Source organism: Desulfobaculum senezii, from assembly GCF_054657395.1.
On sequence record NZ_BAAHYU010000003.1, the window covers coordinates 710,370 to 725,901 of the forward strand.

General features: G+C 58.0%; 12 protein-coding genes. 1 reads left to right on the plus strand and 11 read right to left on the minus strand.

The annotated features are described in order from the left end of the window. Position 1 precedes the first annotated feature (1 nt). From ACYQ2T_RS12240 to ACYQ2T_RS12255, 4 genes are all read right to left on the minus strand, one after another. Entirely contained in the window at positions 2 to 3,154 is a 3,153-nt protein-coding gene (locus ACYQ2T_RS12240; RefSeq protein ID WP_459900899.1) for a CFI-box-CTERM domain-containing protein, read from the minus strand. Between the two features lie 9 nt (positions 3,155 to 3,163). Beyond that, positions 3,164 to 3,607 carry a type IV pilus modification PilV family protein gene (locus ACYQ2T_RS12245; protein WP_459900901.1) on the minus strand — a complete coding sequence of 148 codons (444 nt, stop codon included), beginning with the start codon at positions 3,605 to 3,607 and terminating at the stop codon, positions 3,164 to 3,166. Next, complete coding sequence (locus ACYQ2T_RS12250; protein ID WP_459900902.1) at positions 3,604 to 4,098, minus strand: prepilin-type N-terminal cleavage/methylation domain-containing protein; 495 nt, start codon at positions 4,096 to 4,098, stop codon at positions 3,604 to 3,606. Before ACYQ2T_RS12250 ends, ACYQ2T_RS12245 begins: the two co-directional genes overlap by 4 nt. A gap of 168 nt (positions 4,099 to 4,266) precedes the next feature. Beyond that, positions 4,267 to 5,157 (minus strand): DsbA family protein, encoded by an 891-nt coding sequence (locus ACYQ2T_RS12255; RefSeq protein WP_459900904.1) that lies wholly within the window; start codon positions 5,155 to 5,157, stop codon positions 4,267 to 4,269. 419 nt (positions 5,158 to 5,576) lie between these two features. Here ACYQ2T_RS12255 and ACYQ2T_RS12260 point away from each other — a divergent pair, with 419 nt between their 5' ends. After that, positions 5,577 to 5,999 (plus strand): type IV pilin protein, encoded by a 423-nt coding sequence (locus ACYQ2T_RS12260; protein WP_459900906.1) that lies wholly within the window; start codon positions 5,577 to 5,579, stop codon positions 5,997 to 5,999. An 829-nt stretch (positions 6,000 to 6,828) separates the two neighbouring features. Here the strand turns inward: ACYQ2T_RS12260 and ACYQ2T_RS12265 are convergent. Genes ACYQ2T_RS12265 through ACYQ2T_RS12295 form a run of 7 tightly spaced genes read right to left on the minus strand, consistent with a single transcriptional unit; the run spans position 6,829 to position 15,528 of the window. Next, entirely contained in the window at positions 6,829 to 8,151 is a 1,323-nt protein-coding gene (locus ACYQ2T_RS12265; protein ID WP_459900907.1) for a sigma-54 interaction domain-containing protein, read from the minus strand. 4 nt (positions 8,152 to 8,155) lie between these two features. Continuing rightward, entirely contained in the window at positions 8,156 to 9,373 is a 1,218-nt protein-coding gene (locus tag ACYQ2T_RS12270; protein WP_459900909.1) for a type II secretion system F family protein, read from the minus strand. A gap of 14 nt (positions 9,374 to 9,387) precedes the next feature. Further along, positions 9,388 to 11,100: a GspE/PulE family protein gene (locus ACYQ2T_RS12275; RefSeq protein ID WP_459900911.1), complete on the minus strand. Its 1,713-nt coding sequence runs from the start codon at positions 11,098 to 11,100 to the stop codon at positions 9,388 to 9,390. Positions 11,101 to 11,147: 47 nt separating this feature from the next. Continuing rightward, complete coding sequence (locus tag ACYQ2T_RS12280) at positions 11,148 to 12,776, minus strand: AAA family ATPase (protein ID WP_459900912.1); 1,629 nt, start codon at positions 12,774 to 12,776, stop codon at positions 11,148 to 11,150. Between the two features lie 27 nt (positions 12,777 to 12,803). After that, positions 12,804 to 14,447 (minus strand): type IV pilus secretin PilQ, encoded by a 1,644-nt coding sequence (gene pilQ / locus ACYQ2T_RS12285; protein WP_459900914.1) that lies wholly within the window; start codon positions 14,445 to 14,447, stop codon positions 12,804 to 12,806. Continuing rightward, on the minus strand, positions 14,422 to 14,973 hold the full coding sequence (locus ACYQ2T_RS12290; protein WP_404843514.1) for a hypothetical protein: 552 nt from the start codon (positions 14,971 to 14,973) through the stop codon (positions 14,422 to 14,424). Before ACYQ2T_RS12290 ends, pilQ begins: the two co-directional genes overlap by 26 nt. 21 nt (positions 14,974 to 14,994) lie before the next feature. Continuing rightward, on the minus strand, positions 14,995 to 15,528 hold the full coding sequence (locus tag ACYQ2T_RS12295) for a hypothetical protein (protein WP_459900915.1): 534 nt from the start codon (positions 15,526 to 15,528) through the stop codon (positions 14,995 to 14,997). Positions 15,529 to 15,532: the final 4 nt, after the last annotated feature.

Sequence of the window (15,532 nt, forward strand, 5' to 3'; positions counted from 1 at the left end):
GTTAGTTGGATTGAACAATCGGTGGTCGGAATCCTTTGGTATGACCTTTGACCCACGCTTGTACGCCAAAGTCATCGAATTGAATACCACGAGAAGAAGAACCTTTTGTGTGGAGGCCAACCTCATGCTGAGGTGCTTGGGCGTTTTGTTGTCCATTCCAAGAAATATACAGATCATGATCAATGACTGCATTGTCAAAGTAGTTAAAATCATCGAATGACCAAAGCCAACGCGAAGAAAATGTGTGATCCCAGTCAATAAGTGTCAGAAAGTCTGAGTCTGGAGTTACATCGCGCTCGTGGGTTGGTGTCCATTTGTATAAATCGTTTTGTGATGTTCGACGGGGGGATGCAGACCGCCGGTTATCACGTGCATTGGCGTTTGATGCGCCCCCAACGCTCGTCGGGCTACCGTAGTACACACGAATAAAGTTTGTAGGCTCGTACCGATCACTTGCGTATTTTATAACACCGCTTCCTGAAGAGCTTTCTCCTGGAATTGTGTAAGTGATATTGTATCGAGAGAAGTCTTTTGAAAATTCAGAAGAGTTGAATCCTTTGAGTAATATTGCGTATTTATTCCCTTCGATAGGGACTGGGTCGCCGGAAACAGATGCGGTGAAAGCATTGCCATCAGGTTTTTTAATTCGAATTTGTGAGTCTTTCCTGATTAAAGGAGATCCCGCATCAGGACTGAATGTATAGGGGAGCCCTTCCTCAATCCTTGTATAGATCGTTGACCAAGGTTTAAAACGAGGTGTGTAAAACCAAGGATGATAATTGACTATAATGCCTGAATCTCTTCCCAACACCTTATAGGCTATGGGGGTATACTTGGGGACTATTTGGCCCCAACGATTTGTTCCCCATCGTAACTGCCATAAAAGTATGATCGGTGGGGAATATACGAGTGTCTTTTGCCAACTTATTTCCTTTACGAGAGATAGTTCTTCGTAATTGTCGCGTAAATCGCGACGTAATGATGGAAAAGGGGGGAGTCCGTCCTGTGGGGAGTAAGATTCGAAAAAAAAAGGAAGTGACACAGTGATAAGTGTCTTAAGCCTTGCAAAAGAGACACCATAGGTTGCATATCTTCCTTCGCTGTCGTGTCGTAAACGAAAATTTATTCCCGCCATCCAGTATTCTTTGTCCTGTGGGATGTTAATTTTTGTTTGAACATCGTAGGTCAGTGTTCTGCCGTTGGCGTTCCAGATGTCATTCCAGTTAAATCCCCCAGAGGGGGAAAAGGCGATGTGTGACCAACCGTTTGAAGCTGTATCTGTTACTTCTAGTGCGCCATTATTATTGATGTGCGAACCCATGTGATAGGGGGCGTTGGGGGCGCTCTCGAGGTATGCGAGCGGGGAATTCACGTCTTGCTCCGCACGAACAGCGCCATTGGCGCCAGTTTGCTGGAGCCAGCCGATGGGGGTGTTGTACGTTAGAGTGTGTGCTGCTTGGCCAAAGTGGCCTGTAGAGCGGATGATAACGAATTTATCCAAGATAAGGTCGGTCTCGGACTCCCAGTTGATATTAAGGTTGCCATCTGGGTCATCGGCCCTGCGTACCCCCTTAAGCGTGCTTCCATCGCGTTTTGTATAGGTATACGAGATGCCGCTAGATTTGTCGTAAAAAGCACCGTTGAGTTGAGGGAACGCGTTCGCTCCGGAGGAGAGCGTAATGGAGCGGCCATGCACACCGGCGTTGTTCGCTGTGGCAACCAGAGTGATGTAGTCGCCTTGTGATACGGCGCCAAAGTTCCCGCTTCGCGGTGTGAAGGTGAACGTTGGCTTCACTCCGCGCTGGGAGGGAGTAGAAGAGAGGGTGTATTCGAAAACTCTTGTATTTATCGCCAGTTTTCCGCGGCTTGGTGGAGTAAAAATTGAGGAGTCCCAACCTCCTGGAATTTGGGCAGTGATGGCCGATGGAGAGGCTGTTTGAATATTGAACCACTGCGGATAGACCTCAAGAGTGAAGGTGCCATCTTGCCCTCCCTGTATTGTATACTCCCTGTCATGCATATCAACGAGGGCTTGATCTTTGTCGTCACTGTGTAAAAATTCATGCGCGGCAATATTGTATCCAGATTCTGCAATATAGAAAGCTCTGCTACCAACATTCATGACCGCTTGATCTTGGATTGCCGTTGAAAACATAGGTACAAGTGCGCTCCCAACGATTCCAACAAAAACAAGAGCTCCAATAGTTACAAGCAGTATACTTCCCTGTTGTGTGTTGAAGGGGCTTGGGCGACAATGGCGACGGCTATTGGGTATGACTTTTTGCATTGCAAAATGAAGAAGTAAAAAGAAGAGTGCAGTCCCAAGTGGTGACCATAAAAGAAGTAGCGCTAGGCCAGTAAGGGGAAGCAATGCCAAGTAGCTGAGGTCGCGTGCCCAAGGGCGCTCAGCAATATAACGGGCTGCGTAGGGTCCATAAGAGTAGTAGAAGTCAACAAAAGCCCGGCCACCAGACCAAGTAAGGAGGCACTTGTCACGGAAAGCTCTCAGTGTTGCTACAAGGGGATGCGTTAATTTGCCACAAGCGGCTGTAGCAACAAAACATTGATCAGGGTCAGGTATTTCGTAGTTGTCAGGAACGACAGCTCCACCAGTATTGTTATTGTTGCGTGGGAGTACAGTTGTGTTTACAGTTAATGCTTGTGCTGTTAGTTCGTGATTGTAGTCCATACGCACTCGAAACGCACACAGATCCTCTATGGGGTCGCTGAGTGTCCATTCATTGTCGTTACCATCTCGGGGCGAAATTTCAAATTCTGAGATATGATCAATCAAAATGTTTCCACCAGAGAAGCTGCTGGAAGTGTTTTGAGTAGAATCTACTGATATGGCGCCACCGCTAAAATAGATTGATCTAGGACCAGCAGGTCGTTCGAAAGAAACACCGGTGATGCTTCCATCTGTTTTTTGGAAGGAATGAACAGCGATGGCTTCGCGGAGCTCTCGTTCGATGCGCATGATGGCAATGTCTAGCTTTTGGCTGGCTTCGCTGTTTTCACGTGTCATAATGTACCCTCGAGTTGTTTCTGTAAGAAACATTCCACCGGTGACAGCAATAATGCCAAGTAAGACAGTGGTTGCGATGATTTCAATAAGCGTGAATCCGTTCTTGTGCGCACTTTGGGATGGAAGCATGGTATCCCCTTAGTTGCTGAAAAGCGTTATAACAGTCTGGTCTTGAACTGTTATGCGAATTTTAAGTATGTTCGATTGCCCTGATGTCTCTATGACATTCGATCCGGAAAGGCGCATAAAAGTTGTTTCATATTCGTATGGAGTTGCTCCATAGTACTCATTAGAGTTTGCCCCAGCAGCAACATGATTTTGCAACGTGTTAAGGATGTCACCGTCAGTGTTTTGATCCAATAGCTCATCTACTTTAAGTGCTCTATAATCTGAGTTGATTGCTTCAATAATGCCCTGAACCGCCCCGCGGGCTAGAACGCGGTTGACGGGCCGGGCGCTGTTGGCCACGGCGCTGGTCATGTAGCTGGCGACCATCGTTGCCACAAAGGCGAGGATGACGATGGTGACAATGATTTCTATGAGCGTGAAGCCGCCATTGCGGCGCGGGCTGCGCGTGGTCATGGGATGAACCCCGTGTCTTCGGTGATGGTGAGGGTTTCGCTGTCGCCGTTGCCGTCAGAGAGGCTGATGCTCCAGCCTTCGGCTGTGGGCGGTGCGCCGTCGCCCGTGACTGTCGGCACGCCGTCGGCGTCGAAGCTGACGGACCACGTTTCGGTGGTGACGCCGCGTTCCAGCTCGTGCGGAGTGCCATCGTCTCCGGGGAGCGCCGTCGCGGCGGAGGTGGCAACGGGGGCGGCATGCAGGGCGTAGGCGGCACCGCCTTCGGCGGTTCGGATGCCCCAGACGGAGCTGGTGCTGAGGGCCATGTGCTGCGCGTACCGGATGTGGCGCGCCAGCACTTCGCTTTGCGCCTGCAGGTCTATGCCAGCCATATTTCTGAAGCCAATAATGGCCGTGGCGGCGAGAATGCCAAGAAGCACAATGACCGTGACGAGTTCAATCATGGTGAACCCGGCGGCGTGGTGTGAGGATGTGACGGGGCGTCTGCGCATTGCGTTGTGCTCACTGCGAAAGGATGCGGATAAAAAGTGCGGAATCATGTCCTTAAGACTACCGGGGAGTATGCAATACCAATACCATTGGGCAAAATGCGGCGCAATGGTATGCGGTGGCTGCATTGTGTGGTCTGCTCGGGATGCTGGCGCGTCATTTAGTCTGTCCTATGGGGCAATCTGCGCCTGCTCCATCTTTTGATGTTTCGTTTGCGCCTTCGGAGCATCTGATGAATACCAGCCTGTGGTCGTCATCAGCGGCAGATTGTGCGAGCCGAAACGTTTGAACTGCATTGTGTTGAAAAAAAGTCGGAGCCGCAGGCGCAATGTCTCCCACGAACTGAGGTCATCCGGGATTTCCGTCGCGGCGAGGGCGTCGTCCACGGCTTGCGGGAGCGGCGTACCGGCCTCCACGGCGCGGGCAACCAACACCGTGCGTATGACGTCGCCGCCGTTTTTGGGAACGGGGATATAGGCTACGCCGGGGTTGGAGGCGAGGTCCGCGAGCGCTTTGCGGCAGGCCGGGCAGGACGGGGAAAAATACAGGTGCACCGGGGACGTTTCCGGTCCTGCCAGAATCCATGGGTCAATGCGCTCTTGCGCGATGGTCACGAGGTTTGGCGACAGGGCTACAAGCCACACGACGGCGATGGCGAGGGCCTTGGCGTTTTTCTGCATGCGTCCGAGGAAGAGGCAGAGAAAGGTCAGGGCAAACAGCCCGCCAGCCAGCACGCAGTTGGTGCAGGTGGCAGACAGGGCCATCCACCCCAGCAGAAAGGCGTCCACACACACGGCAAGGGCGGCAAGCAGGCGCGCGGCGGGAAACAGCCGCATGACGCAAAGCCCAGCAAGAGCCAAGAAACACGCCGCGCCCCACCACCACAGGGACAGGCCGAGAAACGCCGTGCCCTTGAACACGGCGCACCCGGAGGTGACGCACGCGGCGTCGAGCAGGCCGAGCGCAGCAAGGACGCAGAAGAGCGCTCCGGCAAGGCTGGAAAGAATGGCCAGACGGCGGTTTGTGTCCGGAGTTGTCCGTGGCGAAAGGGAACTGAGCATACTCTCATCCTATTGGGAGCGAAAATGTGGTGCAGAGTGGGAAAAACCAGCGTACAAGGCGGCGGCACACGACTCGCCGGATGGCCCGTTTTTACCCCAAACCAGCGGCCATTGTCATTAGTCTTCCCGCGCGTTTGCCGCAAAGAAAGGCCGCATCATTTCTTGAACGGGGGGTAATCTCCAAACTTTGGAGATGCGGCTCCACGTTGTGGAGATTGGGGCTGACGATCACGTGACAACACGTCTTTGTCCTTGCCTTTTTTTGCCGCACGGCGCTAGGGTGTTTCGTGATAAACGCTGCCCTGATGCCAACTTGGCACGCAAGGTGCTTATACAGAGGCAACAGCGTCTCGATTGGCTGTACAATTTTTGGAAAGGCCGAACACAACGTTTCGACACCAACACAAGAGGAGATGGAGATGAACTTGAACACTCGTAAGAAAAATGGCTTCACCATGATCGAACTCATCGCGGTCATCGTGATTCTCGGCATCCTCGCCGCCGCCGCTGTGCCGCGTTTTATGGATGCGCGTCGAGATGCAGAAGAAGGTGTGGCTCGTGGAATCGAAGCCGCGTGGCGGAGTGAATGCAGCATGGCAGTTTCTCGTGCGATGCTTTCTGGTGATGACTTTGCGTGCCCGACGTATTCAGATGGCGGACAAAACAACTCGTTTGACGTCGAACTCGCTGGAGCAACTTTCGATGTTACAGCTACAGCCGGAAATGATGACACGTGCACGCTGACGTTCACAGGGGGGCGCCTCGGTGATGATTTTTCAGGTGCTTTGACTTTTGATGTCCCAGAATCAGTGCTGTCTGAAAATACAGGTGGCGGCAACTAATAGTCACGTATCCACATATCTTCATGTCATAGACTGAATACAAAAGGCGGGGTGCGATCCCCGCCTTTTTGTTTTTAACCAAAGTAAAGATAAAGGCGTGAAGGGGTAATTTCTGAGCATCTTTTTATTGACCTGTCATTCGCTATCGATAGCCCTATATGGCTTGGGATATTCCTCCTAAGCAGACTGGAAAGAGCGGAATTAGTAAAGGCGCTTAGTTGATACTGTTGAGTTTGTACTCTAGTAGATTCTGAGGGCGATGCGAAATTGATAAGATAGCAGTTCATGGGCGTTAGGTTTGGATATTTATTGGTGGAAGCGCTTTTTACACAGCAATGTGGTACACAAGTACAAAATCTCCGGTGGTCGGCGTGACCGTGGCGGCAGGCAGCCCCTCAACGGCGGAGAGTGAATTGCAATTCAAAACTGTAAACAGTCCTCAAGCCCAAGCTGCTGCTGGGCGGCGTAGATGAATTGGTGTTCCATGACTGCGAGGTCATCGTCCAGCGACGTGCCGCCGTTGTCTTTGGGGGCGTGGTTTCTTGCTGCCCACTCTGTGCGCGCCGTGTCTGTCAACGGGGTGGGGGTGAGGCGAGTGGCGTTTTTAGGGGGGATGGGGGAGTGAATTTTGTTGTTTGCAGGGGCACCGATGTTGGCTCTTCGCCCTCTCGAAATAAAGAGGCAAGACACATTCGGCGTGATGATGTCTAGCCCTTCCTCTTCCCCAAAAACACTCCACAAAAGCGGCAGATCTTCTCCACGGCCGTAACCACAGGCGACCAGCCTCCCTCCTACGCCGCGCCCTCTTCCTAACGCCTCACTCCCTCAATCAGTTCTTATACTCCCCCACATCAATCTCGAATTTCTTCACCCTGTGCCACAGGCTCCGTGGCTTGATGCCCAGAATCTCTGCCGCCTTGGCCTGTATGCCGCCTGAGCGTTGGAGGGCGGCGCAGATGATTTGGCGTTCCATGGCTGCGAGGTAGGCGTCCAGTGACGTGCCGTCGCCGCCTTTGGGCGTGGTTTCTGCCGCGCATTCGGTGTGCGCCGAGTCTGCCAGCGGGTGGGGTGGGGCGGTGAGGGAGGTGTCGTCGCCAGCCAGCACGGAGGCGCGTTCCACGTGGTTTTTCAGCTCGCGGATGTTCCCTTTCCACTCCCGCGCCATGAAGAGGTGCAGCATCTCCGGCGGGCAGGTGTTGTCGCGGCCGAGTTGCTCCAGAAAGTGGTTCACAAGGGCGGGAATGTCCTCGCGCCGTTCGCGCAGCGGCGGCACGTGGATGGGGAAGACGTTGAGGCGGTGGTAGAGGTCTTCGCGGAAGGTGCCGTCCACCACCATCTGCGGCAGATCGCGGTTGGTGGCCGCAATGATGCGCACATCAAAGCGGCGGGCTTTTGTCGCGCCAAGGCGCGTGCACTCGCCGTTCTCAAGCATCCGCAGAATCTTGGCCTGTGTGGCCAGCGGCATGTCCCCGACCTCATCCAGAAACAGGGTGCCCTTGTGCGCCAACTCAAATTTGCCGGGCTTGGCCGATGTCGCGCCCGTAAAGGCCCCGCGCTCGTGCCCGAAAAGCTCGCTTTCCAGCAGTTGGTCCGGGATGGCCGCGCAGTTGACCGCCACATAGGCGGCGTCGGCGCGGCGGCTGCATTTGTGGATGCCTGCGGCGATGAGCTCCTTGCCCGTGCCGGATTCCCCGGTCACAAGCACAGTGGCGTCCGTGGGCGCGACCTTGGCGGATTGCGTCAGCACCTCGCGCATGGTGCGGCTTTGGCACACGATGTCCGGGAACAGGGATTTGGCGTCCAGCGCGCTGAGGACGTTGGACACCTGCATGAAGAGGTCATCGAGGATGGCGGGGTCGGTCTCGGGCGTGTCGCGGCCTTCGTCTTCGGCGACGTCCGGCAGGATGCTGATGGCCCGCGCACGCTTCAAAAAGCGCTGGAGTGGGCCCGTAAGCCAGCGAAAGGCCAGCAGGGAGGCTACAAAGCAGACCCCGCCCGCCACAATGCACAGCGCGGCAAGCCGCGCCTCGGGATTATGGGCAAACCCCGGGTGCACATAGGTCAGCACGCGGTCCGTGAACAGGACCGCAAACACCGTCGCCCCGGCAAGGACGAAGGGAACCAGAAAACCAAGACCGATGCGCAGCCGCATAGCATCACCCCGCCATTTTGGTGAGGTCCCACATGGGCAGGAACACAGCCAGCGCAAAGAAGCCCACGACAGCGGCCAGAACAAGGATAAGAATCGGGCCAATGAGTTCGGCCATCTTCTTCACCTGATATTCTACCTCGTAGTCGTAGTGAGCGGCGACTTCGCGTAGCATTTCATCAAGATTACCGGACTCTTCGCCGATGGCGATCATGTTGATGATGAGCGGCGTAAAGAACGGCGAGGAGCGCAGCGGCTTGGAAATGCCCTTGCCCTCTTGCAGTTCGTCCTTCAGCCCCTCGAAAACGCGCTCAATGGCGGCGTTGCCGATGGTCTTGGACAACACGTCCACGGAGTGGATGACGGACACGCCGCTGGATTGCAGCAGGGCGAAGATGGCTGCAAAGCGCGACATGGCGGCCTTGAGCATCACTTTGCCGATGAGCGGGGATTTGAGCAGCGCGGTGTCCTTCACAAGGCGTCCCTGCGGCGTACGTACGTACATGACAAGGGCGACAACGCCCAGCACGGTCCCGCCGAGGATGAACGGCCAGTAGGCGTTCAGTCCCTCGTACAGAAAGATGCACACCTTGGTGGGCATGGGCAGTTCAATGCCCGCGGAGCGGAAAATGCCCATAAATTTCGGGATGACGAAGGTCAGCAGGAACAGGAACGCGCCAAACAGCGCCGTGACCACGATGGCCGGGTAGGTCAACGCGGATTTGATCTGCTGTTTGATTTCGAATTCGTGCTGGATGATGTAGATGAGGCGTTCCAGCACCTCGGACAGGTTACCGCTGACCTCGCCGGCGCGGAGCATGCTGCAATAGAGGTTGTCGAAAATGTGCGGGAATTTGCTGAATGCCTCGTACAGCGAATAGCCTTGGCGGATGTCCTTTTCCATGCTGATGACGGCTTTTTTCAGCTTGGGGTTCTCGGTTTGCTGTTCCAGCACTTCAAGAACGCTGAGGATGGACAGACCCGCGTTGACCATGGTCCTGAACTGTTTGGTGAACAGGATAAGGTCGCTGGCCGTGACCGTGGCAATGACTTCGTCCAGCTTTTTCAGGCTGAGTCCGGTGCCGATGCCTGCCGGGCGCACATCCGAGGGGATGTAGCCCTGTGAGACGACCAGTTCCATGGCCATTTCCTGACTTTCGGCCTCCACCACGCCCGTGATGGAGGAGCCGCTATCCGTCAGTGCCTGATATTTGTACTTCTGCATACTGTGTGGACCTTTTAGATGAGGACGGTTGAGGCGGCCTCTTCAAGGGTTGTCACGCCCTGCAGGACCTTGAGCGCGGCGTCGTGCTTGAGGGTGTGCAGCGTTCCGGCGGCAACGGCCGCGCGGGTGATGTCCGCCGCCGAGGCGCGATTCATGATGAGATCCTGAATGGGTTCGTCGATTTCCAGCACCTCAAAGACGGCCACACGTCCGGCGTAGCCGGTGTTTTTGCACATGCGGCAGCCCTTGCCCCGGTAGTAGGTGTGTCCGGACTCGGGCAGGCCCATGGCGCGTAGGGCCGGCGCCGGGGGCTGGTATTCCTCAAGGCAGTGCGGGCAACTTTTGCGCACCAGACGCTGGGCAATGGAGACCAGCAGTGTGGAGGCGACGAGGAACGGCTCAATGCCCATGTCGATGAGGCGGGTGACGGCGCCTGCGGCGTCGTTGGTATGCAGGGTGGAGAGCAGGCGGTGGCCGGTCATGGCGGCCTGTACGGCAATGCCCGCCGTCTCCGCGTCGCGGATTTCGCCGACGAGGATGACGTCCGGGTCCTGACGCAGGATGGAGCGCAGGCCGCTGGCGAAGGTCATGCCCGCGCGGCGGTTCAGCTGCACCTGCCGAATCTTGGGCACGCGGTATTCCACCGGGTCCTCAAGGGTGACGATATTGATGTCCGAGTTGTTCAGCCGTTTCAACGCGGCGTAGAGGCTGGTGCTCTTGCCGCTGCCGGTGGGGCCGGTGGTCAGAATCATGCCGTAGGGCCGGGACAGCGCGTTTTGGACCTTGGCGTAGTCCGGCTCGCTCATGCCGAGGTCTTCCAGCTTGGCGACGTCGCCGTCGCGCGCCAGCAGACGCAGGATGATATTTTCGCCGTGGATGGTGGGCAGGCTGGACGCGCGGACGTGGATTTCCTTCTTTTCAAACTGGAAGGAAAAGCGCCCGTCCTGCGGAATGCGGGACACCGCGATGTCCATGTGCGCCAGAATCTTCACGCGAGAGACAATGGGCAGGAAATATTTTTTGGGCGGCGCGGGCACCTCGCGCAGTTTGCCGTCTACACGAAAGCGCAGCTGGATGAATTTCTTTTCCGGACTGATGTGAATATCGCTCGCGCCCTCGCGCACGGCCTGCGAGAGGATGGAGTTCAGCAGTTTGATGACCGGGGCTTCCTTGGCCGCGCCCTCCAGCGAGTCCACGGCAATGTCCTCGTCGGGGGCGGCGAGGTCCGGGCCTTCGTCGGTCTCCACGTCCAGATTTTCCATGGACTCCAGCACATCGTCGATGTCCGACTGGATGCCGTAGGTGGCGTAGGTCAGCTCCTGCAACTCGCGCTCGGTGCAGATGAGCGGGTCCACTTCCATATTGGCGTAGATTTCCACGGCATCAATGGCGTTGATGTCCATGGGGTCGGTCATGGCCACGGTGAGCAGGCGGCCCTTGCGGCTGAGGGGCACAAGGTGATGCTTCTGCGCCAGTTCGGCAGGCACGAGGGATTCCGCGCCAACCTCCAGCGGGTAGGAGTCCGGACGGTAGATGGAGATTCCCAGCTGTTCGCTGATGAGTTCCACCATCTGTGACTCTTTCAGGTAGCCCTTTTGGACCAGAAACTGCCCAAGGCGCATGCCGGAGGCCGACTGCTCCTTGAGGATGCCCGGAAGCTCGTTGTCGCCAAGCATTCCGGCCTGAACAAGCATTTCACCAAGTCGTAAGCGTTTGCGAACACTCATGTGTCTCTCCAGACGCGGGTTTCGCGTGTATGCCTGCCGGAGCAGGGTTAAGCGCCGGAACGGGCCGCAATGGTACGCGTAAAGCCCGTTCCGCCGAAATAGATCATGCCCGGTGTGTTGCCGCCAAGAATCTGCGCGGAAGCGCGCTGGTCCTGCGGCAGGGCGGTAAGGGCCATCTGCGCGGCGTCCTTGGTGGCGTAGGCGGCGCGGCGGATGACGCTGAACGTCAGCCCTGTGCGGGGCGAAAAATAGGCGAGGATGCGGCACGCAGTGCAGTCCTCGTGCAGCGCGGCGTAGGCATCGCGCAGGGTGGCCTTGCGGGCGAGTTCCACCCAGAAGACGGGCGGCAGACTCTTGGCCGGATAGCTGGCAATGCGCGGAAAGCGCAGGTACTGGCCCGGTTCGATAATGTCGGGGTCCGTCAGCTGGGCATTGGCCGTCAGCACCGGCGGCAGGTCTGCCTCGGCGTAGGCGCCGTAGATGCGCGCCATCATGATGGACAGCGACTCCCGGTGCGGCACCGGCACACTGCCCAGATACCGCGGCGGCTCAAAGGGGGCCGGGACCTCGGTTTGCGGGGCTGTGGTGGCATTGTCTGCCGCGGCGGTGCCGGGTGTGGTCCAGTCTTCGGCCCCTTCCGGCGCCGTGGCGTTGGCGGAAATTGCCACCGAGGGCGGCAGGGCCGAGGCCCGCATGGTGGTGTTGGCATCCAGCCGCTGGCCCGCAAGCGGGGCGGCATACTGCGCCACAAGGCGCGAGGCGCCGGTTTGAACCTGCGGCGTCAGCGCCGCGAGGGTGGCAAAGCCCGCAACGACAAGCGCCACCTGCGCCCAGCGGGGCATGCCGCGCCGCGCCGGTGCGGGGAGGCTTTTGGCGCAGGCGCGTACAAGGGCGGCGTCCGCCTTGGTGCCCTTATTCATGATAAGGGCGAGGATGACTTTGTGGCACAGGGAGACCACCTTGCGCGGGTGGCCGCTTGTGGCCTCGTACAGCGCGGCGTAGGCCCCGCGCGAGAACAGCACCGGCGTGTCGTACGTCTCCGCCGCGAGGGCGATGCGGTGTTCCACCATGCGCGTGGTCTCCGCAAGGGTGAGGGGGCGCAGGGTGATGTGCTCGTTCACGCGGTCGCGCACGTTGTCCATGGCGTAGAGCAGGGTGGTAAACTCGGGCTGGGCAAAGAGGACAATTTGCAGGAGTTTTGCGCTGTTGGTCTCGTAGTTGAGCAGTTCGCGCAGGATTTCCAGACAATCCGCGCTGATTTTCTGCCCCTCGTCCACGATGAGCACCACAAGGGCGCCCTTGTCCACGGCTTTGGTGAACAGGGCGTTTTTGATGGCTTCCTTCATTTCCCACGAGCCGGCCTCCGGGCCGGGGGCCTCGCCCGTAAACTCCGTGCACAGCCAGCGGAGCAGCTCGCGCGAGGAGTCGAAGGATGGGTCCAAAATGAGGTGGGTCTCGGCGTCCTCCACATCCAGATTCCGCAGAAGCTGGCGGCAGAGGGTTGTCTTCCCGAGGCCCACCTCACCGAGTACGATATTCAGGCCGCGCCGCAGGCGTATGGCTATCTCCACCCGGTGCAGGCAATCCATGTGCCCTTCGGACTGATAGAAAAAGTCCGGGTCCGGGGAGTTGGAGAAAGGCTCCCTGCCAAAGCCAAGTATGCCGTAGTATTCCATGGCGCGCGCTGGTGCGTCCTCCGGGGCCTAGAGGTCCCCGTCTGCGGCCTCGGCTTCTGCCTCGGCCTTTTCCTTGGCGACTTTTTCGTCGTATTCCTTTTCAAGCTGGTCGATGGTCTTGGTCTCGAAGTTGGGCGTCCATTCCGCGAGGATGGTCGGGGTGATGAAGATGAGCACCTCTTCGAGGTCGCTGGAGCTGCTGTCGCTGGAGAACAGCGCGCCAAGGCCGGGCACGTCCTTGAGGCCGGGCACGCCGGAGTCGCCCTTGCTGGTGCGGCGCTTGGTCAGGCCGGAGATAACCACCGTGTCGGAGTTGCGGGTGACGAGGGTGGTCTCGGTCTGCTTTTTGATGATGTAGGGGTTGCCCTGCACCTCGCGGGTCTGGTCCACTTCATCTTTTTTGACGAGGATTTTCAGCTTGAGGGTCTCGTCGTCGATGACGTGGGGGGTGATTTCCAGACGCAGGGTGGCGTCCTTCCATTCCACGTCGGCGTTGCCGGCTTCGTCCAGCGAGATATAGGGCACTTCCGCGCCGTTTTCGGTAAAGGCGGTTTGGTTGTCCAGCGTGGAGATGGACGGGCTGGAGAGGATGCGCAGCTTGTTGTCCTCTTCCAGTGCGGCAAGCTGGGCTTCAAGAATATTCCCGCCAAGGTGGCCGAACATCAGGCCAAGGTTCATGCCGCGTCCATCCTCAGGAAAGCCCTTGGGGATGAAGTTGGACACCATGCCGTGGCCGGAGTTGCCCGTTGCGCCGGAGTTCAGGTTCGGCGTGCTGCCGCCCGCGATGGGGTCGGTGTCTGTGGCGCCGCCGGACGCGCCGGGGAGCACCCACATGTTGTTGTTATGCCCGCCGAGGCCGTCGCTCTTGTAGGCGCCGCCCCACTGGATACCCAGTTCACGCGCGGTGTCGGAGTTGGTCTCCACGATGTGCGCTTTGAGGCGGATAAGGCGGCTTGGCCTGTCGAGATACTCGACGATTCTGACGATCTTGCGCAGGTCTTCGGGCACGGCTTGCACGATGAGGGAGTTGCTGTGCTCGTTGACCTCAACGTTGCCGCGGGATTTGCCTTCGCTGTCCTGCGTGAGGAGCTTGTTGAGGTTCTCCTTGAGGCCGGCGGCGTCGGCGTAGCGGACCTTGAGCAGGGTGGAGGCCAGTGGCTGGCGGTTTTTGAGTTCGCTCAGCTTGATGGCGGTTTCCAGGTCATCCGGCGTCATAACGCGCAGGATGTCGCCCTGCCACTCGTAGGTCAGGCCGTTGGTCTTGATGATGCTCTGGAAGATTTCCTTCCAGGGCTGCTTGACGATGTTGACGTTCACCGAGCCGGCCACGTTGGGGCTGACGATGATGCTTTGGTCGGCGATGCGCCCAAGGGCCTGCAGAACGGCCACGATGTTGGCGTCGTGCATTCTGAGGGACGCTTCCATGTCCGGGAGTTCGCGCTCCTCGATGACGGCGGTGTCCTCCTGAGCGGGGATGATGGCTTCCTGCTTGTGGGGTTTGTACGCCGGGGAGTAGCCCTGCGACTGCGACGCGATGGTCTTCCACTTGTCGAGGAAGTGCTTGGTGTCCATGGAGTCCTTGTCGTGGGCGCAACCGGTGATGACCAGTGCCAGACACAGGGTCAGGGCGCCGAGCAGAATGACCTTAGTGCTGCGGAGTTCTCTGCGCATCTCTGTCCTCGGTGAAGGTTATGGTGTCCTCGGTGATGGGGACGATGATGTGTTCTCTCATGCCACCTGCTGTTTCGGGGCGTTCCAGCCGGAGAGCATCTTCCCCGATGGCGACCACGAAGCATCCTTCCTCGTTCAGGCGTTCGCCCACGCCAAATTCCTCGCCGTTGACGATGGCCAGCCTGCGGCTGCCCAGCTTGACAAAGCCGCTGTACGTAAAGTCCGTGCTGTTGGTGGTCACCAGCACGTCTTGGGCTTTGACGTCACTATCCGACAGGACGACCTTGAGGAACGGGTCGGCGATTTCCGTGCCCTCGGCGAGGGCTATTTTGTACATATCCAGCTCGCTGGGGTGCTCTTTCGCCACGGAGGTGCGCATTTCGCGGACCATGGCCTTGAGGTCGGCGGCGGCCACGGCGTTGGCCGTGGCGTCCACGCGGGTGGTGGTGCCGAACAGGAGCGTATAGCCGCCATAAAGGATGGCCGCGCCCATGAGGCATATGAGTACGATTTCACGCTTTTGCATGTGTCTTCTCCCTCGTATCGGCTAGCCGCTTTGAACCGCGACCCATGTCTTGAGTTGGAAGCGGGTTTCGCCGGGGGCCTCGGTCACACGCATGTGCTCGATGCGCCGCAGGTAGGACAGGGCGCCAAGCTCCACGTAGAATTGCCGGAAGTCCTCAAGCGTGCCGGTGACGGTGATGTCCACGGCCATGCGCCCGGTCTCCATGGCCAGCGACAGCGGGTCGCACACCACGGACTGGGGCGTCAGGTTGCAGCTGCGGGCCAGCGCGCTGATGTCGGGCTGGACGCCGCCGATGCGGTCGTTGGTGAGGGTGGTTGGCTCGGGCAGCGGCAGGGTGGAGGCGCGCGTCTTGAGCGTTTTGGCGAACTCGGCGTACACCGGGAACAGAATTTTCTGGCGCTGGCGCGTTGCCTCGGCCTTGACGATGTCGTCCTTCAGGGCCGCTGTGCTGGCGGCGGTGCGGAAGTTGAGCAGCGCAAAGAACCCGGCGGCAATGGCCACGCAGATGACGGTCCGCAGGATGTTGCGTTTGGTGAGTGTGGGTGTGCTGGGCATGTCC

What these genes read in the sequence shown, in the direction of transcription:
- ACYQ2T_RS12270 (WP_459900909.1), bottom strand. Translation starts at nt 9,373, where the DNA reads ATGCAGAAGTACAAATATCAGGCACTGACGGATAGCGGCTCCTCCATC.
- ACYQ2T_RS12295 (WP_459900915.1), bottom strand. Translation starts at nt 15,528, where the DNA reads ATGCCCAGCACACCCACACTCACCAAACGCAACATCCTGCGGACCGTC.
- pilQ (WP_459900914.1), bottom strand. Translation starts at nt 14,447, where the DNA reads ATGCGCAGAGAACTCCGCAGCACTAAGGTCATTCTGCTCGGCGCCCTG.
- ACYQ2T_RS12280 (WP_459900912.1), bottom strand. Translation starts at nt 12,776, where the DNA reads ATGGAATACTACGGCATACTTGGCTTTGGCAGGGAGCCTTTCTCCAAC.
- ACYQ2T_RS12275 (WP_459900911.1), bottom strand. Translation starts at nt 11,100, where the DNA reads ATGAGTGTTCGCAAACGCTTACGACTTGGTGAAATGCTTGTTCAGGCC.
- ACYQ2T_RS12245 (WP_459900901.1), bottom strand. Translation starts at nt 3,607, where the DNA reads ATGACCACGCGCAGCCCGCGCCGCAATGGCGGCTTCACGCTCATAGAA.
- ACYQ2T_RS12240 (WP_459900899.1), bottom strand. Translation starts at nt 3,154, where the DNA reads ATGCTTCCATCCCAAAGTGCGCACAAGAACGGATTCACGCTTATTGAA.
- ACYQ2T_RS12265 (WP_459900907.1), bottom strand. Translation starts at nt 8,151, where the DNA reads ATGCGGCTGCGCATCGGTCTTGGTTTTCTGGTTCCCTTCGTCCTTGCC.
- ACYQ2T_RS12250 (WP_459900902.1), bottom strand. Translation starts at nt 4,098, where the DNA reads ATGCGCAGACGCCCCGTCACATCCTCACACCACGCCGCCGGGTTCACC.
- ACYQ2T_RS12290 (WP_404843514.1), bottom strand. Translation starts at nt 14,973, where the DNA reads ATGCAAAAGCGTGAAATCGTACTCATATGCCTCATGGGCGCGGCCATC.
- ACYQ2T_RS12255 (WP_459900904.1), bottom strand. Translation starts at nt 5,157, where the DNA reads ATGCTCAGTTCCCTTTCGCCACGGACAACTCCGGACACAAACCGCCGT.
- ACYQ2T_RS12260 (WP_459900906.1), top strand. Translation starts at nt 5,577, where the DNA reads ATGAACTTGAACACTCGTAAGAAAAATGGCTTCACCATGATCGAACTC.